The 22,516-nt window shown below is 40.8% G+C and carries 21 protein-coding genes; 11 read left to right on the plus strand and 10 right to left on the minus strand.

Annotated features, from left to right (window positions below):
* Positions 1-10: 10 nt before the first annotated feature.
* The 3 genes from H6G74_RS24115 to H6G74_RS24125 all read left to right on the plus strand — a co-directional run bounded on the left by H6G74_RS24115 (position 11) and on the right by H6G74_RS24125 (position 2,372).
* Positions 11-1,231, plus strand: a complete 1,221-nt coding sequence (locus H6G74_RS24115) for a retropepsin-like aspartic protease (protein WP_190970059.1) — start codon at positions 11-13, stop codon at positions 1,229-1,231.
* A gap of 228 nt (positions 1,232-1,459) precedes the next feature.
* On the plus strand, positions 1,460-1,930 hold the full coding sequence (locus H6G74_RS24120) for a hypothetical protein (RefSeq protein ID WP_190970060.1): 471 nt from the start codon (positions 1,460-1,462) through the stop codon (positions 1,928-1,930).
* A 268-nt stretch (positions 1,931-2,198) separates the two neighbouring features.
* Positions 2,199-2,372, plus strand: a complete 174-nt coding sequence (locus tag H6G74_RS24125; protein WP_190970061.1) for a hypothetical protein — start codon at positions 2,199-2,201, stop codon at positions 2,370-2,372.
* On the opposite strand, the gene H6G74_RS24130 is transcribed toward H6G74_RS24125, so the two are convergent.
* The 4 genes from H6G74_RS24130 to H6G74_RS24145 form a co-directional block, all read right to left on the minus strand.
* Positions 2,369-3,490, minus strand: coding sequence for an ABC transporter ATP-binding protein (locus tag H6G74_RS24130; RefSeq protein ID WP_190970062.1), 1,122 nt, complete (start codon positions 3,488-3,490; stop codon positions 2,369-2,371). The two genes, H6G74_RS24125 and H6G74_RS24130, sit on opposite strands and share 4 nt — an antisense overlap.
* Before the next feature lie 87 nt (positions 3,491-3,577).
* On the minus strand, positions 3,578-3,730 hold the full coding sequence (locus H6G74_RS24135; protein ID WP_190970098.1) for a hypothetical protein: 153 nt from the start codon (positions 3,728-3,730) through the stop codon (positions 3,578-3,580).
* Between the two features lie 111 nt (positions 3,731-3,841).
* The gene (locus H6G74_RS24140) at positions 3,842-4,030 is read right to left on the minus strand and encodes a type II toxin-antitoxin system HicB family antitoxin (protein WP_190970063.1); all 189 of its coding nucleotides are present in this window, start codon (positions 4,028-4,030) and stop codon (positions 3,842-3,844) included.
* Between the two features lie 40 nt (positions 4,031-4,070).
* Positions 4,071-4,793: a GUN4 domain-containing protein gene (locus tag H6G74_RS24145; RefSeq protein WP_190970094.1), complete on the minus strand. Its 723-nt coding sequence runs from the start codon at positions 4,791-4,793 to the stop codon at positions 4,071-4,073.
* Between the two features lie 311 nt (positions 4,794-5,104).
* Between H6G74_RS24145 and H6G74_RS24150 the strand changes: the two genes are divergently transcribed.
* Positions 5,105-6,526, plus strand: coding sequence for an NADP-dependent isocitrate dehydrogenase (locus tag H6G74_RS24150; RefSeq protein ID WP_190970064.1), 1,422 nt, complete (start codon positions 5,105-5,107; stop codon positions 6,524-6,526).
* A 60-nt stretch (positions 6,527-6,586) separates the two neighbouring features.
* Here the strand turns inward: H6G74_RS24150 and H6G74_RS24155 are convergent, their stop codons facing one another.
* Complete coding sequence (locus H6G74_RS24155; RefSeq protein WP_190970065.1) at positions 6,587-7,090, minus strand: DUF29 family protein; 504 nt, start codon at positions 7,088-7,090, stop codon at positions 6,587-6,589.
* Between the two features lie 58 nt (positions 7,091-7,148).
* On the opposite strand from H6G74_RS24155, the gene H6G74_RS24160 reads away from it, so the two are divergent.
* The 3 genes from H6G74_RS24160 to H6G74_RS24170 all read left to right on the plus strand — a co-directional run bounded on the left by H6G74_RS24160 (position 7,149) and on the right by H6G74_RS24170 (position 9,403).
* The gene (locus H6G74_RS24160) at positions 7,149-7,697 is read left to right on the plus strand and encodes a Uma2 family endonuclease (protein WP_190970066.1); all 549 of its coding nucleotides are present in this window, start codon (positions 7,149-7,151) and stop codon (positions 7,695-7,697) included.
* Positions 7,698-7,762: 65 nt separating this feature from the next.
* Positions 7,763-8,452 carry a Uma2 family endonuclease gene (locus tag H6G74_RS24165; protein ID WP_190970067.1) on the plus strand — a complete coding sequence of 230 codons (690 nt, stop codon included), beginning with the start codon at positions 7,763-7,765 and terminating at the stop codon, positions 8,450-8,452.
* A gap of 210 nt (positions 8,453-8,662) precedes the next feature.
* Positions 8,663-9,403: a superoxide dismutase gene (locus H6G74_RS24170; RefSeq protein WP_242051340.1), complete on the plus strand. Its 741-nt coding sequence runs from the start codon at positions 8,663-8,665 to the stop codon at positions 9,401-9,403.
* 125 nt (positions 9,404-9,528) lie between these two features.
* Here H6G74_RS24170 and H6G74_RS24175 read toward each other — a convergent pair whose 3' ends face one another.
* Positions 9,529-10,230 (minus strand): peptidoglycan-binding domain-containing protein, encoded by a 702-nt coding sequence (locus H6G74_RS24175; protein WP_190970068.1) that lies wholly within the window; start codon positions 10,228-10,230, stop codon positions 9,529-9,531.
* A 294-nt stretch (positions 10,231-10,524) separates the two neighbouring features.
* A complete protein-coding gene (locus tag H6G74_RS24180) occupies positions 10,525-11,493 on the minus strand; it encodes a glycerophosphodiester phosphodiesterase (RefSeq protein WP_190970069.1) in 969 nt (322 codons plus the stop codon).
* A 281-nt stretch (positions 11,494-11,774) separates the two neighbouring features.
* On the opposite strand from H6G74_RS24180, the gene ligA reads away from it, so the two are divergent.
* Positions 11,775-13,811: an NAD-dependent DNA ligase LigA gene (ligA, locus tag H6G74_RS24185; RefSeq protein WP_190970070.1), complete on the plus strand. Its 2,037-nt coding sequence runs from the start codon at positions 11,775-11,777 to the stop codon at positions 13,809-13,811.
* Positions 13,812-13,821: 10 nt separating this feature from the next.
* Here ligA and H6G74_RS24190 read toward each other — a convergent pair whose 3' ends face one another.
* Positions 13,822-14,874, minus strand: coding sequence for a hypothetical protein (locus H6G74_RS24190; RefSeq protein WP_190970096.1), 1,053 nt, complete (start codon positions 14,872-14,874; stop codon positions 13,822-13,824).
* A gap of 738 nt (positions 14,875-15,612) precedes the next feature.
* Here H6G74_RS24190 and H6G74_RS24195 point away from each other — a divergent pair.
* Together H6G74_RS24195 and H6G74_RS24200 are read left to right on the plus strand one after the other, a co-directional pair.
* Positions 15,613-17,541: an alpha-amylase family glycosyl hydrolase gene (locus H6G74_RS24195; RefSeq protein ID WP_190970071.1), complete on the plus strand. Its 1,929-nt coding sequence runs from the start codon at positions 15,613-15,615 to the stop codon at positions 17,539-17,541.
* A gap of 321 nt (positions 17,542-17,862) precedes the next feature.
* Positions 17,863-19,344 (plus strand): site-2 protease family protein, encoded by a 1,482-nt coding sequence (locus H6G74_RS24200; protein ID WP_190970072.1) that lies wholly within the window; start codon positions 17,863-17,865, stop codon positions 19,342-19,344.
* Positions 19,345-19,388: 44 nt separating this feature from the next.
* Here the strand turns inward: H6G74_RS24200 and H6G74_RS24205 are convergent, their stop codons facing one another.
* Together H6G74_RS24205 and H6G74_RS24210 are read right to left on the minus strand one after the other, a co-directional pair.
* Entirely contained in the window at positions 19,389-19,598 is a 210-nt protein-coding gene (locus H6G74_RS24205; protein ID WP_190970073.1) for a hypothetical protein, read from the minus strand.
* Entirely contained in the window at positions 19,571-20,518 is a 948-nt protein-coding gene (locus tag H6G74_RS24210; RefSeq protein ID WP_190970074.1) for an NAD-dependent epimerase/dehydratase family protein, read from the minus strand. Before H6G74_RS24210 ends, H6G74_RS24205 begins: the two co-directional genes overlap by 28 nt.
* Positions 20,519-21,196: 678 nt before the next feature.
* On the opposite strand from H6G74_RS24210, the gene purD reads away from it, so the two are divergent.
* Positions 21,197-22,477, plus strand: a complete 1,281-nt coding sequence (purD, locus tag H6G74_RS24215) for a phosphoribosylamine--glycine ligase (RefSeq protein WP_190970075.1) — start codon at positions 21,197-21,199, stop codon at positions 22,475-22,477.
* Positions 22,478-22,516: the final 39 nt, after the last annotated feature.

Genomic DNA, 22,516 nt, shown 5'->3' on the forward strand with positions numbered 1-22,516 from the left:
CACTGTTTTTATGCAAATTACTATTCAGCCTCGGCGGAAAAAATACCAGACTCCAACCAACCAAAATTCCCACCGAAGCAAAAGCCTGCTTTCTCATTTATTTACAGCAGGCATTTTTTTCAGTAGTCTAGTTTCTTTGTTACCGACACCTGCGGCTGGTCAAGTTAATCTTGGACAGCAACTTTTACAAGAAGTCTCAAAATGTGCTGAGGCTAAAATTTCTGATCAACAGCTAATCAATCAAGCTGAATCAGAAGCTATCACAACAAAATGTGCTTTACAAATTCTCACTTTAACTTCAAATGGAGAGTTTCGCCCTGATGCTATTGAGCGCGTCACCGCTTTTATGGAAGCGGTTGGTGTGAAACTCCCGCAATCAACTAGTCAAGGACGAGCCAACATCAAATTGCAATTAGATAGTAAGAGTTCTGTGTTTAGAATTCCCGTCCGTATTGGCAGACAAACGCAAATTTTTATTTTAGATACTGGCAGTGGTCAAACAATTATCAATACTCAAATTGCTGAACAATTAGGTCTGAATAGTAAACCTATTCCCAATGGACTTTTAGAATATAAACCAGTTATTGGTAATAATTTCAAAAACCTAGAAGTTAAGACTCATATCTTACCAGGTTTAAGTGTAAATTCTGCTACTGTTTCTGGTCTTTATGGCTTAGAATTACCTACACCAGCCTTACCACAAGATATATCTGGAGTTTTAGGATTAGATTTTCTCAGTAAATTCGATGTTGTTCTCAATCCCAAAAAACAACAATTACAACTATTACCACCTTCTAATCCTGTTGCGGGTGCTATTCCTTTAAAGGGAACCTTTGGGATTTTAACGACTCAAGTTTACATTAACGGTCAAGGGCCTTTTAATTTTGTTTTAGATACAGGAGCTTATACAATCGCAGTTTCTAAATCTATCGCTCAAAAATTAAAAATTGACACTCGCAACGCCCAAACCGCAGAAGTATTCGGTTTAGGAGGACGGGAAACAGTTAAAAAAATTAAATTAAATCAACTCCAAATTCAGCAACATCAAGTTACTGAAATTGATGCTGTTATTGTCGAGCAAAGTAATATTCTCAAACTTCCTGGTGTAGAAGGTATTATTGGACAAAACTTTCTCAATCAATATCAACAACACTGGCGCTTTGATAAACCCAATGCACTAGGAGTTGTGCAATCGGGAAGTTTAGTTTTACAAACTTTATTAATGGAATGAAGAGTGCTGAGTTGAAAGTGCTGAGTACGGTAAAGCACCTAGCCCCAATGAATGGAATTCGTGGCTATACAAACAAAGTCCGCCCATGTGGACTCTTGTAAAATCAAGCCAATAGTAACGCAAAACTATCACTTGGTGCGTTACGGCTAGATATTATTTTGTCTACATTGCCAAATCCTTACACAGCCGTAACACATCCTACTTATACTTTATAAATAGACTCTAACTATGAACAAACCTAGCTTCATCACTGGATTAATTATTTGTCTAATTTGGATTAGTGGTTGTACTAATTCCTCTACAGAAGTTAGTCAAGAAACCCCGACAACTAAATCTGAAATTACCCAAAGCCCTAGCCCAATCTCTGAAGTGACTGCATCTCCTGAAGCAACTCCCACAACCGAAGTTGCGCCATCAGAAAACCCAGAAACATCGACAAAAGATTTACCAACTCTTGGTACAGTCAAAGAATTAGTCAACGGTGATTTATTGTGTTATGTCACATTAATTGATGAGCAAGGAATTGAACGTCCGGTAGGCGCATCTTTTGAGATTTGTGCAGAATCAGCGAAATTTTTAAACAAAAAAGTGCGTGCATCTTACACAATTGAATCGGTAAGTGATTGTCAAAGTGCTGAACCATGTGGCAAAACTAAAAAAGAATCAATCATTACTAAGATGGAAGTTTTGACTCAGTGAAAAATATAGCTGATACCAATTCTATAAGAGCATATAAACCCCTCAGACTGAAGTCTGGGGCTATACAAACAAAGCCTGCCTCCGCAGGCTCAAAAGGCTTGATTTTACCTTAGTCCGCGTGGTGCGCCAAGCGCAGCGCAAGCGCGATAGGCGGACTTTGTTTTTATAGCCGCGATTTTAATCGTCGGGGCTAGGTGCAAGATATTTGTATACGCTTCTTCATATCGATTTGGTATGACCAAGGATGCGAAACTAATCTAGAGTATTCATGTATAAAAAAACATTTAACCTAAAAACCTGGGCTATTCGTTTTGCTTGGGTTTTTGTGATTATTGGATTAGCATTTCTCTATTTATATCCCGTAATTAGTTGTAGAGTTTTACATGATCAAACTGCTTGTGAAACTGAGAAGTGGCAGCAGCATAATTTACCCAATACTTAATTTGATAATTCAGGAAATATTCTATCTCCAGTAATAGAATCAAAGATAAATAACTGAGTTAAATCTAATTGTAAGGATAAGCGATCGCCTACATTCACCCGCACATTTCCACCAAGCTGCACATTCAACAACACTGTCGAACCAGGTAAGCTGGCTCTAATTAAAGTTTCTCTCCCCAAAGGCTCAACCACCTTCACATCTACCAGCAACTCTCCTACCTCTTCCTCTCCGTGTTCTCTGCGCCTCTGTGGTTCGTTAATAGAAATATGTTCTGGACGAATACCTAAATCATAACTTTGCCCTGGACGCAGTTGTAATGTTTCCCTGACAACTTCGGGAATTGCTATTAATTGTTCACCCACATCAAAGCCATCATTGGTATATTTTGCTGACAAAATATTCATTGGTGGATTGCCTAAAAAAGTTGCCACCATTTGATTTGCTGGAAGCGCGTAAATGCTTTGGGGTTCGCCAATTTGTTGGATTCTCCCCCGATTCAGCACCACAATTTTATCAGCCAAGGTCATCGCCTCAACTTGATCATGAGTTACATAAACCGTGGTAATTCCTAACTCTTGATGGAGTTGTTTTAATTCGGCTCTGGTATCATCGCGCAATTGAGCATCTAAATTAGATAAAGGTTCATCTAATAAAAATACTTGTGGTTCACGGGCGATCGCTCTTCCTAATGCTACCCGTTGTTGCTGACCACCAGAAAGCTGTTTGGGTTTGCGATCTAACAAATGTTCCAACGAAAGCGATCGCGCCACCGTCGCTACTCGTTCTTGAATAAGTTTCGCGTCCACCTTTCGCATCTGCAACCCAAAGCCGATATTTTCCGCCACCGTCATGTGCGGATAAAGGGCGTAGTTTTGAAACACCATCGCCACATCGCGCTGTCTGGCGGGGATGTTATTCATTAAGCGATCGCCTATAAATAGTTTGCCAGAAGTGGCAGTTTCTAAACCCGCGATCGTCCTTAAAATTGTCGATTTCCCACAACCAGAAGGCCCGACTAACACCCAAAATTCGCCATCGGGAATTTCAAAGCTAATATCTTCGATGGCGGTGACGTTATTAAACCGACGTTTAATTTCTTCAAGACGTACTTTAGCCATTATTTAATTTTGTCCTTTGTTATTTGTCATTTGTCACTTGTCATTTGCCCTTTATTTTTATAACTAAGGAATAATGACTATTAACAATTAACTATTTTCAGGCTGTTTAGTATTAGGTTCTAAACGAATCGTTGTCTGAGTAAAACTCTTACGTTCAGAGCCAAATTTTCTGACTCTTAAAATTTTTAAGTTATACTCTGAACGCAAATCATCTGCTATTTCTACCTTATGCTTATTCATAGGCTGCTAATCCTACAGAAATTTTATTTTATTTGTGAAAATTGAGAGACTCAGATCCCCGACTTCTTTAAGAAGTCGGGGATCTTATTTTTCACGCATGATTTAGGATTGCTACAGTATTGTTTCATTACTTTCAGGTTCTAAACAAAGCTCAATGACCTCTTTAATATTGACCATTAACTCATCAATTGTTTCTCCTTGGCTATAACAACCTCTTAGCTGCGGGACTTCTCCGACATAATAGCCATCTTCATCCCGTTCAATAATGACGTAAAATTCGCGTTTGATGTTATTCCGCATACTTTAATTTTACGATTTTACTAATTTCATACTTCACACTTCATCCCTTATTCGTCCACGCCGGATGAGCAAATAAAGACGCAATAACTCGCACACCTCGCAGTTGATTAGATAAAGGTAAATGACCTTTTGGCGCACTCAAATCCCAAATAAAGCTATTAGGATAACGTGTCCAAGTATTCCCATTTTTCCAGGCGATTTTCGTCCAGAAATTATCCCAATTTTTGCCGAGGCTTAACCAAATTTCGCGCTGTACCGAAAAGCCAAATTTTCCTTCCGAATGAACTAACCACAAATTATTAATGGTGTGTAAGTCAGTCACAGGGAAATTATCAATTTCCGTAAAATACAGCCATTTGCGCTTGACAGCCGTTGGCCCTGCTACTTCGCACATTTTCTCAATAGTCATGCGATCGGCGGCTTGGAAGTCTTGAGCAGCAAGTAGCTGTTGTAAAGGTTTGTAATTGATCCCTGCGTCTGATTTTAGAGGTACAATGCCTTCAGGAAAATTTGTTTGGAGAAATTCTCTGGCGTTTGGTGCATCAGAGTTGTAAAGGACTTGGTAAGCTTTACCATCAATCCAAGTTGCTGGGGACTCACGACGTTTCAATAAAAATTCCCTCAACACTTCCAATCCCTCGTTACCTAATTCGGCTAACTGTGGGATGATCTGTTGTTGGACTTGAAGAGACCCAGCGATTAAGCGTTGTCTGAGGGAGTCGATGTCATTAGCAGTGCCTGATACAATCATTGGGTCTGTCATGCCATTACTCGTGTTAGCGGTCAGTGAACAAGCGATCGCTATCGTGGATTCTTGATGATGAAACACTGATAGCGAAAAGTAGTTTACTATTTTTGATCGTACAAAATTGCGTCAGTTTCACTTAATCCCCAAATGCTGTAAAAGGGGAATAGGGGGAAAATCTGCATATTGCGGGGCTAGAAGTTAGAGACGCTTAGGCTAGAACCCAAGCAAGATGAAGCATTAAGGCTGAAGGTGAAATTTATATTTGATATTTCATACTTCAAACTTCATACTTCGTACTTTTTATGTTTTTCTGGAGTGTTGGAACTATGTACGAAAAGATTACCCCCCCGACTAGTGGATCAAAAATCACCTTTAAGAATGGTGAGCCAGTTGTGCCTGACAATCCAATTATCCCGTTTATTCGTGGCGATGGCACAGGTATTGATATCTGGCCTGCTACCCAAAAGGTACTAGATGCGGCGGTAGCTAAGGCGTATCAGGGTAAACGCCAAATCAGTTGGTTTAAGATTTACGCTGGTGATGAGGCTTGTGATTTATACGGTACTTATCAGTATTTACCCGAAGATACTCTGACAGCGATTAAAGAATATGGTGTGGCAATTAAAGGGCCTTTGACCACTCCTGTAGGTGGTGGGATTCGTTCTTTAAACGTGGCATTGCGGCAAATTTTTGACTTGTATGCTTGCGTGCGCCCTTGCCGTTACTATGCTGGTACGCCTTCACCCCACAAAAACCCTGAGAAGCTAGATGTCATTGTTTATCGGGAAAATACTGAAGATATATATTTGGGAATCGAATGGAAACAAGGTAGTGAAATCGGTTCACGCTTAATTTCCATCCTCAACAAAGAACTGATCCCCGCCACCCCAGAACACGGGAAAAAGCAAATTCCCCTCGATGCAGGGATCGGGATTAAACCCATCAGCAAAACTGGTTCCCAGCGTCTAGTACGTCGCGCCATCAAACACGCCTTAACTTTGCCCAAACACAAGCAACAGGTAACGCTGGTGCATAAGGGTAACATCATGAAGTACACCGAAGGCGCATTCCGTGATTGGGGTTATGAACTAGCCACCAGCGAATTCCGTCAAGAGTGCGTTACAGAACGGGAATCTTGGATTTTAAGCAACAAAGAGAAAAATCCCAATATTTCCCTAGAAGACAACGCCCGTCAAATTGACCCTGGTTTTGATGCTCTTACCCAAGAGAAAAAAGCGCAAATTGTCAAGGAAGTGGAAACAGTTCTTAACTCAATTTGGGATAGCCACGGCAATGGCAAGTGGAAAGATAAAGTCATGGTCAATGACCGGATTGCTGACAGTATTTTTCAACAAATCCAAACCAGACCAGATGAATATTCAATTCTGGCTACAATGAACCTCAACGGCGATTATTTGTCGGATGCAGCCGCCGCTATTGTTGGTGGTTTAGGTATGGGGCCAGGCGCGAATATTGGTGATGCTTGCGCCGTTTTTGAAGCAACTCACGGTACAGCACCCAAGCACGCAGGCTTAGACAAAATTAACCCTGGTTCAGTGATTTTGTCTGGCGTGATGATGTTGGAATATCTGGGTTGGCAAGAAGCAGCCGACTTAGTTAAGAAAGGTTTAGGAGATGCGATCGCTAATGGTCAAGTCACCTACGATTTAGCAAGGTTAATGGAACCACCTGTAGAACCTCTCAAATGTTCTGAATTTGCCGACGCAATTATTCAACATTTCGGTTAATTTCCGTTAATTATTAGGATGGGGTTTTCCCATCCTAAAAGGACTGATGATTTTAAATTACTAATCTTCAGCACCAGGTAATTGAATCAATTTTTCTGCAACAATTTTGGGTAATTCTTTTGATGAATAACTATAAGTCAAGAGTAAAAATTCTACAGCCTTGTGCATTAATTGTTGCCTATTGACTACATCAGCTAGTTGAAATTGGTTATATGTACCGTTCATAACTTCTAAACTAGCATCTGCGATCGCATCTTCAATTACTTCATCTTCTATTAAACTTTCCCATTCATCTTGATTGACATAATAAGATTTTTTATTGTCTTTAATATTAATTTTTTGAATTTCTCGTACAGAGTTACGAATAGACGCAGACCAAGAATTTGTTAGTCGCTTTTCTACTTGATTTTTAATTAAATGAATCAATAAAATTTTTAAATAAGATTGAATATTTCTCAGTATTGCCTGTCTACTCATCCCCTCTAACTCATCAACAATCGCCAAAGCATCTTCGTAACGTCCTTGTAAAATACTATTTCTGAGGTCGGTTAATTCTTGTGTCATTTTCATTAACCTCTAAGTCATAATATTAATCATATCCTGCCCATAAGAATAGATAATTATGGTAATCACACCAATTAAAGAAAATACCTCAACAAACTATTCCCTAGAAGATTGGCTGCAAAGTCCCCCAGAAGGTACAGAATGGGTAAATGGGGAACTGCTGGAGAAAGAAGAAGTGACATTGAAACACAGCCGTATACAAGGAAATTTATACTTTTACTGGAGAAATTATAAAAACACTAGTGAACAAGGCGGTGAGGTTTATACAGAAGCACCTTGTCTGACTAACAAACAAGGTCGTCGTCCTGATGTGGCTTATCTTACCCCAGAACTGATGCAGCAATTTGGAGAACCTGCGGTTTTACCGCAAAGTTTTCCTTTAATAGCTGAGATTATTTCCCCTACAGATTTAGCAGAAGATATGATTGCCAAATCTCAAGAATATTTGCAATCTGGTAGTGAAGAAGTTTGGTTAGTATTTCCTGAAAATAGTTGGATTATTATAATTACTAAAAATCAGCGACTCGTATTTATTGCAGGTGAAGTAGCCAGAACTCAAACTGTACTTCCAGGTTTTAATGTTGCGGTGAACGAACTATTAGGTTAAATCAGGTTGAGAGCAGTAAGAATTTTAATTATAATAAATACAACCCTTCAGTAGTGGATAAAATCATGGGTGAGCAACTTTTAGTCAAAGATATTGATAATTGTTACATACCAGATGCTAACCTACTCATAACTGAAGATGATACGCCAGTAGATAATCTTGTCTCTGCCAAACAACAACGCCTTTTAGTTAGTTCCCTTTATAGTTCTTTACAAAATCATGTTTTTTTAGCGGCAGCTAATGTTGGGGTTTACCATACATATACCGAACCTGCGATCGTTCCTGATGTATTTGTGAGTTTTGATGTTCAAACACCGGAGAATTGGTGGGAAAAAGAAAATCGCTGTTACCTTGTTTGGAAATTTGGTAAATCACCAGAACTGGTAATTGAAATTGTCTCTAATAAAAAGGGCAATGAATTAGATGAGAAACTCCAAATTTATGAAAAAATGCGAGTTGCTTATTATATTGTCTATGACCCCCAGCAAAATTTGGGAGAGCAAGTTTTAAGAATTTATACGATTAAGGGTAGACGTTATCTAGAAACGACAAATAATTGGTTAGAAGATATTGGTTTAGGCGTTACTTTGTGGACTGGCGAATTTGAAGGGAGAAATGATAGTTGGTTGCGTTGGTGTGACCAAGCTGGTAGTATTTTACTGACTGGTGACGAACGCGCTCGACAAGCAGAACAACGCGCCCAATTACTAGCAGAGAGATTAAAAGCTTTGGGTGTAGATCCTGATAGTATTTAACCTAAATTTAACAATAGCTGAAAAAATCAGTGAACTTAGATAAGGCTTATTTCCTACTCCCTACTCCCCATGCCCTATTCCCTGCCTACACAAGTAAATTTGTCCTATATTTATTTTGATAGTTAAGCCATAAAGGTGATGTTTTGTAGCCTAAATCTATGACAATAAAAATTGACAACAAATTGCATAGATTTGCTGTAAAAAATTCTTATGACTCTTAACCGCAGACATTTCTTGTTTTTACTGGGTGCAGGTGCAGGTACTTTTGCATTAGATTCTTTGGCGTTGGCTGATAAATCACCTGTTAGTCAAGCACCAAGCACTACAAGCGTAATTGAACTACCACCTTTACCATACCCTTACGAAGCATTAGAACCACACATTGATGCTAAAACAATGCAGTTCCATCACGATAAGCACCATGCAGCTTATGTGAAAAATTTGAATGCTGCATTAGACAAACACCCAGAACTGAAAAACAAACCTGTTGAAGAACTGTTACGCAAATTGGGCAAAGTTCCCGCAGATATTCGTACAACAGTTCGTAATAATGGGGGTGGCCATGTCAACCACTCGATGTTTTGGAAAATTATGAAGCCGCAGGGAGGCGGAGAACCAACAGGAGAAATCGCCACTGCAATTAATCAAAATTTTGGTAATTTTGCAGCTTTCAAAAAGCAATTTAACGAAGCTGGTGCTGCACGTTTTGGTAGTGGTTGGGTTTGGCTTGTACGTAACAAAAATGGCAAGTTAGAAATTACAACCACAGCAAATCAAGATAATCCCATTAGTGAAGGAAAATATCCTATTCTCGGCAATGATGTTTGGGAACATGCCTATTATCTCAACTATCAAAACCGCCGCGCTGATTATTTAACAGCATGGTGGAATGTTGTTAACTGGGATGAGATTAACAATCGATTTGCAGCAGCAAATAAATTTGCTTATTAAGGTTGATTGGTAAATACAAATAAGCTCAGATCCCCGACTTCTTAAAGAAGTCGGGGATCTTGTTTTTTACAGAAAGATTAGGATATTTTGTAATTTTACCTCCTGCCTTCTGCCTTCTCCCAATATCACAATCCCAATGCTTTGCGTGTACCTGCTCCGACAATACCATCTGCTGTTAAACCTTGCTTTTGTTGAAATGCTGTAACAGCATCATCGGTAGCTGCGCCAAATATACCATCGGCTTTGAGATTAAAGCCTTTTTGATTGAGAGCGTTTTGTACAGCAAGTACATCATCTCCTCGCATGGGTGGGTCAGTCAAAAATAATAGTCTTGGCTGTCCAGAAACCGAATTAGGTTGGGATAAAGCTCGCATTTCCGCTTGGATAATGGGAAATTTTGCATCCCAAGTAGCGGGATCTCTGACATTTAAACCATCATCAATATGAACTGAGTCTGCGGGTGTAAAATCTCCTCCCCAGCGCAACATCGGGTCATTACGTATGCTTTGAATAAAGTTTTGAATGCTTTGAGGTAGATTTTTTAAGTTGCTTTTATCAAGAGCATTGCTGTTAAATAGCTTATCTCCTAGCATCACATTCATATCAATGCTGTGACCGACTAAATGATTTGAACGACTAGCAGGACGGACAATTGCGCCTGACACTACGCCGCCTTGTAAACGGGTAGAACTTGTGACATAAATTTTGATACCTGCATCAGTCGCAAATTTATCAATTTTTTCTAGTGAATCAAAAAAATCAACGTCTGCTAAAAGAGGTTTCCCGATAAATCGAGGTGATTTAAATGCGTCTAATTTAGTTACCATAACTACCTTTATTTTGGTATGCACTAGTACAACAAGGCAAAAGTAAAAAGGCAAAAAGAAAAAGAAAGAATAACGATACTACAAGCCTTTTAGCAATTCCTTCTGGTCTATTTATTTACGCCGACCTGTACTAGTTAGTTGCTGTGAAATACTCTATGGTGATAGAGGTTGGGATGGAGAAAGTAAGACTAGATAGTTATTGATTTAGGATATTTTGCATACTTTTAGAAGTAGCCTTAAGTATAATTTTAGTTTTTTAAATTGGCAGAGCAAGTATTAAGAAATATCAAGTGATTAGCTGCGATCGCGCACACTTAAAGCAGTATCAGAAAAGTCACTAAATACACCATCAACCCCTAAACTAAAAAATAGTTCATATTCCCCTTGGGGATTACCTTGAAAATCAAGAGGTAGAAAGTAGTCTTCGTTGCGAAAAGTCCAGGCGTGTACTTGCAAGTTAGTAGCATGGGCATTTGCAACAACAGATGTGGGCGATCGCAATTGATTTTGATCATCTCTAGGAACTAAAATATCTTTATGAATACCAATTGTTTGGGCGTATTTAGCAATTTCTTCTAACCCTGATTGCGTCACTAAATCGGTATATGTGCGAATATCACCACTAACGACAAAATCATAAGGTTGACCAGTAAGATTGATTAACTGTACTAAAGGTAAATGAGTTTTTTGGGCTAAATCTTGTAAGTTACTCACTTCAAATGATTGAATATAAATCGGTACATTTTCTTTCTGATAACCTAAAGTGGCAAGTAAAGGTTCTTCTAAAGCTAAATTTATGTTTCTAAAATAAGTGGGATGTTTTGTTTCTGGATAAATCCCAATATTACGACCTAATTGTTTACTATAATTTTTGGCTAAATCAATAATTTCTTGGAGTGTCGGAATTTCGCACAAATCATCATAAATAGTATTTTGCTGACGTAATTGAGGGATTCTTTCTTTGGCGCGTAATGTTTTGATTTCGGACAGGGTGAAGTCTTCTGTAAACCAACCTGTTTTTGATTCGCCATCGATGATTTTAGTTGTGCGTCGTTCAGCAAATTCGGGATGCTTCGCAACGTTAGTGGTTTCGGAAATTTCGTTTTCGTGACGCGCAATTAAAACACCGTCTTGAGTTGAAACTAAATCTGGTTCAATGTAGTCTGCACCACAATTAATTGCTAATTCGTAAGCGGCTAAAGTATGTTCTGGGCGATAGCCACTCGCGCCGCGATGAGCAATAATGATTGGTTTTTTATTCATGAGGATGATTGTATGTGTGTTGGGAAAGGAGAATTTTTTATCTCACGCAAAGGCGCAAAGACGCAAAGGGTTAGAGCAAAATTATTTATTTAGTCAGCAGAATCAGAATTGATGCAACAGGTCTATAATTAATGGGCATTTTTTTAACAAATGTTAATATTGGGGGACGGGATGCGATCGCCTATTACCTATTGCTCATACCTTTTGATACCCAAGAAGATTAACCTAGAATTATCCCAACAAATAAAATTATATTTACTTAGTATCGTTCTATAAGAATAATGATTCAGATTCAGCCCGAACTCAAGCGCATAGAAGAATTACGCCAGCTTTTGCAACAAGCAAGTTACGCCTATTATGTTTTGGACGCACCAATCATGGAGGATGCAGTCTATGACCAGCTATACCGCGAATTACAACAGTTGGAAACACAGTACCCTGAATTGGTGACACCCGACAGTCCAACTCAGCGTGTGGGTGAAAGACCGGCGACTCATTTCACTTCAGTGCGGCATAATATCCCCTTGTATAGTCTAGAGAATGCTTTTAATATTGATGAGTTGCAAGCTTGGGATCAACGTTGGCGGCGACAACTCCCGACAACCGACGGGGTAAAATATGTCTCGGAGTTGAAAATTGATGGTTCGGCTTTGGCGCTGACTTACCAAGATGGCGTGCTAGTTAGGGGTGCAACTAGAGGTGATGGGGTTACGGGTGAAGAAATTACCCAAAATGTGCGGACAATTCGTTCTATTCCCTTGCGTTTAAACTTTGATGGGATAGAACCGATAGAAAGAATAGAGGTGCGCGGTGAAGCATTTTTACCGTTGGAAGTGTTTAAACAAATCAACGAAGAACGACAAAAAGCAGGCGAACAGTTATTTGCAAACCCCCGCAACGCCGCCGCAGGTACACTCAGACAATTGGACTCGCGTATTGTAGCGCGGCGACGGTTAGATTTCTTTGCCTATACACTGCATATTCCGGGGATGGATGATGCGAGTATTGCTAATACCCAATGGGAAGCCTTGGAATTATTGCAAAAAATGGGTTTTCGGGTAAATCCCAATCATCAGTTGTGTGAGTCTTTGGCAGAAGTAGCAGAATATTACAAATACTGGGATACGGAAAGATTGAATTTACCCTACATGACCGATGGTGTAGTGGTCAAACTCAATGCTTTTAAACTGCAAGAACAGTTAGGGTTTACCCAAAAATTCCCGCGTTGGGCGGTGGCGTTGAAGTATCCAGCCGAGGAAGCACCCACCCGTGTGGAAAATATTGCGGTGAATGTGGGTAGAACTGGGGCGTTAACACCGTTAGCAGAGATGCGTCCGGTACAATTGGCGGGAACAACAGTTTCTCGTGCTACTTTACATAATAGCGATCGCATCGCCCAATTAGACATCCGCATCGGTGATACTGTAATTGTTCGCAAAGCTGGGGAAATTATTCCCGAAGTGGTGCGGGTAATTAAAGAACTGCGTCCGGCTGATACTGTACCATTTGTTATGCCTAGCCATTGCCCTGTTTGCGGTCAACCAGTGGTGCGAGAATCAGGAGAAGCCGTGACTCGTTGCGTCAATGCTTCTTGTGCAGCTATTCTCAAAGGTTCCATTGAACATTGGGTTAGCCGGGATGCTTTGGATATTAAAGGTGTGGGGGAAAAATTAGTGCATCAACTGGTAGATAAAGGTTTGGTGCATTCTGTAGCTGACTTGTATGACTTGACAGAAGCGCAATTATGTAGTTTGGAGAGAATGGGGGAAAAATCGGCACAGAAATTAGTAGATGCGATCGCCCAATCAAAAAATCAACCTTGGCATAGGGTATTGTATGGCTTAGGCATTCGTCATGTCGGCAGTGTGAATGCCCAACTCATTACCGAAAAGTATCCCACCGTCGAGAAATTAGAAACCGCCAAGCAATCAGACATTGCAGGTATTTATGGTATTGGTGCAGAAATCGCCCAGTCTGTTTATCAGTGGTTTCATATTGATGCCAATCAAGCTTTAATTGCAAGGTTAGGAAATACAGGTTTACAATTAGCTGCTGAAGAAACGGCAACTATGGGTGAAAGTAATCAAAAGTTTGCCGGGAAAACTTTTGTCGTCACAGGCACATTACCCACCCTAAAGCGAGATGAAGCTAAAGCACTCATCCAAAAAGCAGGCGGTAAAGTAACTGATTCCGTCAGCAAAAAAACTGATTATTTGGTAGTAGGAGAAGATGCTGGTTCTAAATTAGCCAAAGCCCAGTCTTTAGGAATTACTCAGTTAACTGAGGCACAGTTACTCCAGATGTTAACTGACGAATAAACTGGAGAAATTAACTAAATTCCATCGTCTCCACAAAGGACAAAATATTATCTTTAATGTACTCAGCTTCTTCAGCAATATCATTTGGTGTTTCGCCATTTAAAAAGCTGCGTTGACTACTAACTATATATAAAAACTCGCCATTAATAAAGGCCAGCAATCCACGATAGGCATCTAATCTCGTAGAACTACCGTTATTTTCCTGTTGAGACATTGTTGAACCTTTCGGCATATCAACTAAGGCATAATATGCCCCTGCAAAAATATCTTCTAAATATTCGCCATACTTGATTTCTGAATCTGGCAGATGTGCAAAAATTGCCTGCGGCACATATTTATCAACTAAAATAGTTTTTAAATATTCTTCCTGCCCTTCTGATTCTAATTCTTCTAACTGTTCTGGTGGTATGGGATAATAATCGATTCTGAGCAAAGTTCCAAAGTCATCAGAAAAACCCACCACACCTTCTTGCGTTTGAATTCTCCCTCCTTGTTCTGCGTCAACCGGAATCGGAACTGTAAAATTCCCTAAAGGCGATTCATAAACATCTTCGATATATTCAACCTCAGTTAATATCCCTTCTTCCTCCTCCAAATATTCTGCATTCTCTCCTGCTTGAAAAGCTGCAATTATTTCTTTAGTAATTTCATCAGCTTCTTCATCTTCCAACTCCAAAGCTTCTTGCAACTTTTTCAAAAAAGGTTCTTTACTTTTAGGAATAGTGAATTCTTCTTCATCTAAAAGTGTCACTACTCCAGCCGCAAAACCATCTAATAAAACTTCTTCAGTGAGCGATTCATTAGCAGTATTAAACAACGGACTTAGCCCTTGTGATTCTGCGATATCGATGAGTTTGTCAACAATTTCTAATAGTTCATCTTCAGAATATGCTTCAAAAACCTCAAATTGCCACAAAATCCCCGCTAAACCTTCGGGATCTATTTCTTCCACCGAAGCATCAGCAAGCGCAGTTACGACAGCAATTGCAGCGACAGCTTCTTCTGGTGTTAAAGATTCTGTTAGTGTTTTTTGTGAATTAAAAACCTTGTCATATTTAGTCATAAATGTTACCTCTTTTGCTTGCTTACCAGTTTGGTTAATAATGGGCGATCGCCTGAATTTTTTCCTCAAATCATTAATATCAAAATTTACTTGTATGGCATCCTCTAACCTTTCTTCATCCTCCAAATGAAACATCTAAATAATAATTAGTCCAGACTTACGCAATAACTCTCTAAAACTCTCTTAACTTCGTGTCCTTCGCGCCCTTTGCGGTTTATTTTTTCATAATAATTTTACGTAAGTCATATTAGTAATACCTTTACCCAAATATTCCTAGATAATCATCACTCCCGGCTTAAATTGAGTATTGGAAAACTCACTTGGGATTATTCTCTTAAATTTCCTTATTCATCTACTGCTAATGATTACCATAAAAAAGCAACTTATAATTTTTTTTAACAGTTCTATAAACTTTCTCATCATCAGATAAAACTGAGAAAACATAAATTTTATTTCTCTACCTAAAAATAAAAACACTTAAAAATTAAGTGCTTTGTATCTTACAATCTTGACAATGTTAACAACACAAAATTTTCCCTCAAGCCAAAATCTTACGCTTAATTTAATATTGATGACGAAAAAACTACTAGAACAACGATTTTTCAACCCCTAGCAAGGGAAATATATCCAACGATAGAAATATAAACTAGCTCTTGATAGATTTTCTTTACCAAGAGCAGGATGGCATAATACCGAAGTACAAAGCAACACATTGTAAATCTTTAAATTCAAACTTTTATGGTGCAAACACCTCCATCCCAATTCTCACCAGAGCAGTACAAAGTAGAATCATCCACAGCCGAAGTCGAAGCGATCATCCAAACCCCACCATCAGATACAGAACTTAATTTAGAATTTCTTTACACCAGAGATATTGAATTTCGCCAAGAAACAATTTACTTTATCGTGGTCGATCGCTTTCATGATGGCGACCCCGAAAATAGCGAAGGTATTAACCCAGAATTGTATGACCCCACTGGGCAGGACTGGGGTAAATATTGGGGCGGCGACTTGCAAGGCGTAATTGACAAGTTAGACTATCTGAAAAATATGGGAGTTACTGCTGTTTGGTTAACTCCTTTATTTGAGCAGGTAGAAGAATTATTTGTAGGCAATGCAGCCATACATGGCTATTGGACAAAAGATTTTAAACGCATCAATCCCAGGTATATTGGTAAAGATGAAAACCCTTCGTTAAATGAAACCCAAGAAACCAGAAATACTACCTTTGACCGCTTAATTGATGAGTTGCACAAACGCAACATGAAGTTGGTATTAGATATTGTTTGTAACCACAGTACCCCTGATACCAGTGGTAGTAAAGGTGAATTGTATGATGACGGCGTAAAAATTGCCGACTTCCACAACGATGAGAATAACTGGTATCACCATTACGGTGAAGTGCAGAACTGGGAAGATGAATGGCAAGTTCAAAACTGTGAATTAGCTGGTTTAGCTACCTTCAATGAAAACAACAGTGAATATCGGGATTATATTAAATCTGCAATTAAACAATGGCTAGATAGAGGCGTAGATGCACTGCGGGTAGATACTGTAAAACACATGCCCATCTGGTTTTGGCAAGAATTTACAGGTGATATGTACAACCACAGACCAGATGTATTTATTTTTGGCGAATGGATTTATAGTGGCCCCAGTGATGATCGCTCTTTAGAGTTTGCCAATAATTCCGGGATGACTATTCTAGACTTTGGCTTGTGTGTTGCCATTCGCGCCGCCCTCGCCCAAGGTTCCGAAAATGGATTTCAAACCATTCAATACATTTTTGATGAAGACTACCGCTACAATGGTGCAACCGAGTTAATTACCTTCATCGATAACCACGATATGCCACGCTTTCAATCGCTGAACCCTGACCCAGCGATGTTGAAAGTAGCGATCGCCCTAATTATGACATCCCGTGGTATTCCCTGCATTTATTACGGTACAGAACAGTATCTGCATAACGACACCGATGGCGGTAATGACCCCTACAACCGCCCCATGATGGAAAAATGGGACAACGATACCGAAATTTATCGTTACATCCGCTTACTTTCCGGCTTACGGCGGCTCAACCCAGCCATTTCAATGGGCAGCCATTGGCAAAAATACATCACCCCCGATGTTTACTGCTACATCCGCCGTTATCGTGATTCCCTGTGTTTTGTCGCCCTCAACCGTGGCGGCGAAGTCACCTTACCAGAAATCGAGACAGAATTACCCGACGGCGAACATACTTGTGTCATCACCCGCAATAAATACGAAGTCAAAGACGGCAAAATTTACGACCTACACCTAGAAGAACGGGGAGTAATTGTCCTCAGCCATGTAGGCGAACGCATCAAAGGTCAAACCATCATTCGGGTGCAATTGAATGGCGTACAAACCCAACCAGGTGAAACCATCGTCGTCACAGGCGACTGCCCAGAATTAGGCAACTGGGATATTAGCAAAGCTTATCCCCTAGAATATATCAACACTAATACTTGGTTTGCCGAGATTCCCTTTGATGAAAGTGCTGGCAAATTAATCAGTTATAAATATGCCTTATGGCGCGAAGGGCGATCGCCCCTGCGAGAAAACACCACCCCCCGCCGTTGGGTAGTCGCCAAAGAAGGCACAGTCAAATGGCGCGATACCTGGGCAACAGGCAGAGAATCTTAGAAGTCTGAAGTCTGAAGTGAAGTAGGTTGGGTGTAGCGATAGCGTAACCCAACAGGGTCTTGAGAATGTTGGGTTCCGTTCCTCCACCCAACCTACACGAGTCTGTCTCCCTTATCCCCCTTGTCTCCCTTGTCCCCCTCGCCCTTCGATTGATTTGAGCGAAAAACAGGTGGCGTTATACATTAATAAAAGCATAGAGCTTCAGACAGAAAGCACGAATGCTAGGAATAATAATACTTTTCCTCCTGCCTTCTGCCTGCTGCCTCCTGCTTCTCACACCTGACCAACTAGGCTTGGTCTTTCACAGCGAAGGGTTTGGAAATGTTTGCTTCCTCAGAGACTCCTATAATTGCAGCAATTGTATTAGTAGCTTTCGGAATTTTAGGTTGGGGCTTTTATCGCGCCAGACCTTTTGGAAAACTGGGAATCTTAGCCTGGTTGCAGTCAGTGGTTTTGATGACTCCCTGGCTGTTATTTTTTGGTTTGTTTGCTGCCGGCGTTTATCTCAACATCGTCGGCATATTGTTCTTAGTAGTAGCTTCTGCCGGGTTGTATATCTACCTTGGCAGACAATTACGGGCGGCGGGACAAGATGCCATCCTCAAGCAACGGGCAACAGAAAGGCTGGCTGCTGATACCACATCAGAAGGTAATACTGCACCACCAGTCACTGCCGAACTCAAAATTGAAGTATTATCAATTCCCGAAACTGACTTAAATGCTATTAAAGGCATTTTTGGACTGGATACATTTTTCGCCACAGAAACGATCGCCTACCAAGAAGGCGCTATCTTTAAAGGTAATTTACGTGGTGAACCCCAAGAAGTTCACAACCGCCTCAGCGCCAACTTGCGAGAACGTCTGGGTGAGCAGTATCGCCTGTTTTTAGTAGAAAATACAGACGGTAAACCTGTAGTGATTGTACTGCCTAGCCGCAACGATCCCCGTCCCACCACCGCAGGGCAGAAAGCATTTGCTGGGATTTTACTCATCGCTACCATTGCTACCTGTTTAGAAACTGCCGGGTTACTCCTCAACTTTGATTTATTTGCCAACCCAGCCAAGTTAACCCAAGCCTTACCCATCGGCCTCGGCATTTTTGTCATTTTAATCGCCCACGAAATTGGTCATTGGGTATTAGCGCGGCGTTACCAAGTCCGCCTTAGCTGGCCTTTCTTGTTACCTGCTGTGCAGATTGGCTCTTTTGGTTCAATTACTCGCTTTGAATCTCTCTTACCCAACCGCACTGCGTTATTTGATATTACCTTGGCAGGTCCGGCCGCTGGCGGTATCGTCTCTTTAATCATGTTAATTGCCGGGTTACTGCTTTCTCACCCAGGTAGTTTATTTCAATTACCCAATCAATTTTTCCAAGGCTCCATTTTAGTCGGCAGTTTGGCGCGAGTCGTTCTCGGTTCCGCCTTACAATCACCCTTAGTTAACGTCCATCCTTTAGTAATTATTGGTTGGCTAGGCTTAGTCATCACCGCTTTAAACCTCATGCCAGCCGGTGCTTTAGATGGTGGACGCATCGTCCAAGCAATTTACGGGCGCAAAACTGCGGGAAGAGCCACATTTGCCACTGTAGCTTTGCTGGCGTTAGTGTCTCTCGGTAACACCTTGGCAATGTACTGGGCAATTGTCATTCTGTTGTTACAACGAGATTTAGAACGCCCCAGCTTAAACGAAATCAGCGAACCCGATGACGCTAGAGCAGCTTTAGGTCTGTTGGCACTATTTTTAATGATTGCCACTCTTCTGCCTTTAACTCCCGGTTTAGCTGGGCGTTTAGGCATTGGCTAAATTGGTTTTGCAAAAATGGGTAGGGTGTAAAACCTTGCCCATTTTTATTTAAATTTAGTGATTAACCAACCCAAGGCGGTAAAGCATAAAGTAGCGATCGCACCATCAAAACCAATACCTAAGATTTGAATGAAATTTTCTACCAAAAAAGCGATCGCTGGAGTTTTCAGAGATTTGTGACTTTCACTCCTAAAATGCGATCGCATTACATCCAAATCTTGCTCATTTAATATAATCCCTTCACCCACCGCCATTCTTGTGTTAACCCCTCTCGCAGCGATACTTGTGGCTGATACCCTAAAATTTTCTGGGCTTGGGATATATCCGCAGCCGTGTGGCGTGCATCTCCCATTGCTTTTTCAATGTAGTTTTTCTTAATTGGCTGACCAACAATTTCCGCCATTGTATCTAAGACTTCAGTTAACACAACTCGGCTACCACCACCAATATTAAAAATTTTCCCCACAGCTTCTGCTGCACTCGCCGCCGCCAAATTTGCCGCCACAACATCACTCACAAATGTAAAGTCCCGTGTTTGCTGTCCATCCCCATAAATCGGAATTGCTTCATCTTGCAAAATAGCCTTGAAAAACTTATGAAATGCCATATCTGGGCGCTGTCTCGGCCCATAAACTGTAAAATAGCGCAATGCTACAACAGGCACATTAAAATTCTTCTGATATAGTCCACACAACCTTTCTGCGGCTAACTTGGTAATCCCATAAGGTGAAACCGGATGGGGACAAATACTTTCGTGGGTGGGTAAAGTTTCCGCATCACCGTAAACACTGGATGTAGAAGCAAACACTAATCTTTTCAGATGTTTTGCATCCTTAGCTGCTTCTAATAAAACTTGTGTCGAATTGATATTCCGTTCAGTATAAGCACGGAAACCGTCACCCCAACTCGCCCTAACTCCGGCTTGGGCTGCTTGATGATAAATAATTTCTACATCTTGGAGTAAATTTTGCCAATCTAAAAATTGAATATTTCCTTCAATTAATTTAAAGTTAGACCAGCAGTTTAAAAGAGCAATGTTCTTACGTTTTAATATCGGATCGTAGTAGTCATTAAACTCATCAATCCCAATTACTTCTTCTCCTTGTTTCAGCAGTACTTCTGCAACATGAGAACCAATAAAACCTGCTGCTCCGGTCACAATAATTTTAGCCATGTTCCCTCTTGACCCGTTTTTTTATATTTCCCTGATTGCAATATTCACAGGTTAATACTTATCTTGTATAAACGTCATCATTTAGCAGTAATGTTTAAATTAATCATAGAAACATCGCAGAATTACTTAGGTATATTTATTGATATTTTCTGATAAAAATTTAATTTTCAACATAGTGGCTAGTTTTTAGTTGATCGCCTCTTGCGTAGGTTGGGTGGAACGTAGTGGAACCCAACAAATGCTATGAAGAAAACAAACTACCAAAATGTTTTACATAATTCCTATGGGTATTGGGTTACGGCGTAATATATACATGGCATATTGTTTCCAATATTTCTTATGCGCCTTCACCCAACCTACTAGTACAGGTTGGCGTAAATAAACAGACCATAAGAAATTGCTAAAAGGCTTGTAGTATCGTTATTCTTTCTTTTTACTTTTGCCTTTTTACTTTTGCCTTTTTACTTTTGCCTTGTTGTACTAGCCCCTAACCCCCAGCCTCTAGACTCTCAACCCAGGACTTGCATCAGTACCTAAATTAGTGAAAAATTGATCCGCGAGTAGTTCTAGTACAGCATGGTGGCAATCTGGCTACCACTGTCAATGGTGCAAGAGTTAAAAATTGACTTTTGACTTCCTAGACTGTTCTCGTGTCACAAGGCACGCAAGAGGAAATCAGTGAAAGTTTTAGTTGTAGGTAACGGCGGGCGTGAACATGCTCTAGCATGGAAATTATTGCAATCCCCGCAAGTTGAGCAAGTCGTCTGTGTACCGGGAAATGGCGGTACAGCTAATCTGGCAGGTTGTCAGAATTTGCCCTTGGCTGTGGATGATTTTGCGGGAATCAGCCAATACGCCTTAGCAAATCAAATTTCTTTGGTAGTAGTGGGGCCAGAAGTTCCACTGGCGAAGGGAATTACAGACTACCTGCAAGCTCAAGGACTAATGGTATTTGGCCCTGTCAGAGCGGGGGCGCAAATTGAGGCGAGTAAAGCTTGGGCAAAAGCACTAATGCAAGAAGCTGGTATTCCTACAGCGAAGGCTGCGGTATTTACGGAAGCGGCGGCGGCAAAATCTTATGTGCAGTCTCAAGGTGCGCCGATAGTGGTGAAAGCTGATGGTTTGGCAGCAGGTAAGGGTGTAATAGTTGCTACAACGATGGAACAAGCTGAGAGTGCCATTGATGCGATTTTTCAAGGGCAGTTTGGCAGTGCGGGTGAGTTTGTTGTCATTGAAGAATGTTTATTTGGGCAAGAAGTATCGGTGTTAGCTTTGACCGATGGGTTAACCATTCGTCCCCTACTGCCAGCACAAGACCATAAAAGAGTCGGTGAAGGTGATACAGGTGAAAATACTGGCGGGATGGGTGCATACTGTCCAGCGCCCATTGCCACACCAGAGTTAATGGCTAGGGTGCAAACAGATGTGTTAGAAAAAGCGATCGCCACTCTCCGCAGCAAAGGTATAGACTACAGGGGTGTACTTTACGCCGGGTTGATGATTACCCCAGCAGGCGACTTTAAGGTGTTGGAATTTAACTGTCGCTTTGGCGATCCCGAAACTCAGGTAATTTTGCCATTGTTAGCCACACCCTTATTAGATTTAATTTTGGCTTGTGTCGAAAAGCGTTTAAGCGAAGTTCCCATTACTTGGCACAGTGGCGCAGCAGCTACAGTTGTGGCGGCTTCTGGCGGTTATCCAGGGGATTATCAAAAAGGCAAAGTCATTACAGGCATTGACGCAGCCGAAACAGCCACAGTCACCGTATTTCATGCCGGGACAAAATTGAACGACCAACAGCAAGTAGTAACTGATGGCGGACGGGTATTAAATGTAACTGGCACAGGCAAAAACTTTCAACAAGCGATCGCCCAAGCTTACACGGGGCTGAAATCTATCCAGTTTGAAGGAATATATTATAGGAGAGATATTGGTCATAGAGTGCTGAGTGCTGAGTAAAAAACTTTTCCCCTAGCCTCTAGCCCCTAGCCCCTAACC

Origin of the sequence: Nostoc spongiaeforme FACHB-130, from assembly GCF_014698475.1 — a bacterium.
Lineage (GTDB): Bacteria > Cyanobacteriota > Cyanobacteriia > Cyanobacteriales > Nostocaceae > Nostoc_B > Nostoc_B spongiaeforme.

What these genes read in the sequence shown, in the direction of transcription:
- H6G74_RS24115 (WP_190970059.1), top strand. Translation starts at nt 11, where the DNA reads ATGCAAATTACTATTCAGCCTCGGCGGAAAAAATACCAGACTCCAACC.
- H6G74_RS24120 (WP_190970060.1), top strand. Translation starts at nt 1,460, where the DNA reads ATGAACAAACCTAGCTTCATCACTGGATTAATTATTTGTCTAATTTGG.
- H6G74_RS24125 (WP_190970061.1), top strand. Translation starts at nt 2,199, where the DNA reads ATGTATAAAAAAACATTTAACCTAAAAACCTGGGCTATTCGTTTTGCT.
- H6G74_RS24130 (WP_190970062.1), bottom strand. Translation starts at nt 3,490, where the DNA reads ATGGCTAAAGTACGTCTTGAAGAAATTAAACGTCGGTTTAATAACGTC.
- H6G74_RS24135 (WP_190970098.1), bottom strand. Translation starts at nt 3,730, where the DNA reads ATGAATAAGCATAAGGTAGAAATAGCAGATGATTTGCGTTCAGAGTAT.
- H6G74_RS24140 (WP_190970063.1), bottom strand. Translation starts at nt 4,030, where the DNA reads ATGCGGAATAACATCAAACGCGAATTTTACGTCATTATTGAACGGGAT.
- H6G74_RS24145 (WP_190970094.1), bottom strand. Translation starts at nt 4,793, where the DNA reads ATGACAGACCCAATGATTGTATCAGGCACTGCTAATGACATCGACTCC.
- H6G74_RS24150 (WP_190970064.1), top strand. Translation starts at nt 5,105, where the DNA reads ATGTACGAAAAGATTACCCCCCCGACTAGTGGATCAAAAATCACCTTT.
- H6G74_RS24155 (WP_190970065.1), bottom strand. Translation starts at nt 7,090, where the DNA reads ATGACACAAGAATTAACCGACCTCAGAAATAGTATTTTACAAGGACGT.
- H6G74_RS24160 (WP_190970066.1), top strand. Translation starts at nt 7,149, where the DNA reads ATGGTAATCACACCAATTAAAGAAAATACCTCAACAAACTATTCCCTA.
- H6G74_RS24165 (WP_190970067.1), top strand. Translation starts at nt 7,763, where the DNA reads ATGGGTGAGCAACTTTTAGTCAAAGATATTGATAATTGTTACATACCA.
- H6G74_RS24170 (WP_242051340.1), top strand. Translation starts at nt 8,663, where the DNA reads ATGACTCTTAACCGCAGACATTTCTTGTTTTTACTGGGTGCAGGTGCA.
- H6G74_RS24175 (WP_190970068.1), bottom strand. Translation starts at nt 10,230, where the DNA reads ATGGTAACTAAATTAGACGCATTTAAATCACCTCGATTTATCGGGAAA.
- H6G74_RS24180 (WP_190970069.1), bottom strand. Translation starts at nt 11,493, where the DNA reads ATGAATAAAAAACCAATCATTATTGCTCATCGCGGCGCGAGTGGCTAT.
- ligA (WP_190970070.1), top strand. Translation starts at nt 11,775, where the DNA reads ATGATTCAGATTCAGCCCGAACTCAAGCGCATAGAAGAATTACGCCAG.
- H6G74_RS24190 (WP_190970096.1), bottom strand. Translation starts at nt 14,874, where the DNA reads ATGACTAAATATGACAAGGTTTTTAATTCACAAAAAACACTAACAGAA.
- H6G74_RS24195 (WP_190970071.1), top strand. Translation starts at nt 15,613, where the DNA reads ATGGTGCAAACACCTCCATCCCAATTCTCACCAGAGCAGTACAAAGTA.
- H6G74_RS24200 (WP_190970072.1), top strand. Translation starts at nt 17,863, where the DNA reads ATGTTTGCTTCCTCAGAGACTCCTATAATTGCAGCAATTGTATTAGTA.
- H6G74_RS24205 (WP_190970073.1), bottom strand. Translation starts at nt 19,598, where the DNA reads ATGGCGGTGGGTGAAGGGATTATATTAAATGAGCAAGATTTGGATGTA.
- H6G74_RS24210 (WP_190970074.1), bottom strand. Translation starts at nt 20,518, where the DNA reads ATGGCTAAAATTATTGTGACCGGAGCAGCAGGTTTTATTGGTTCTCAT.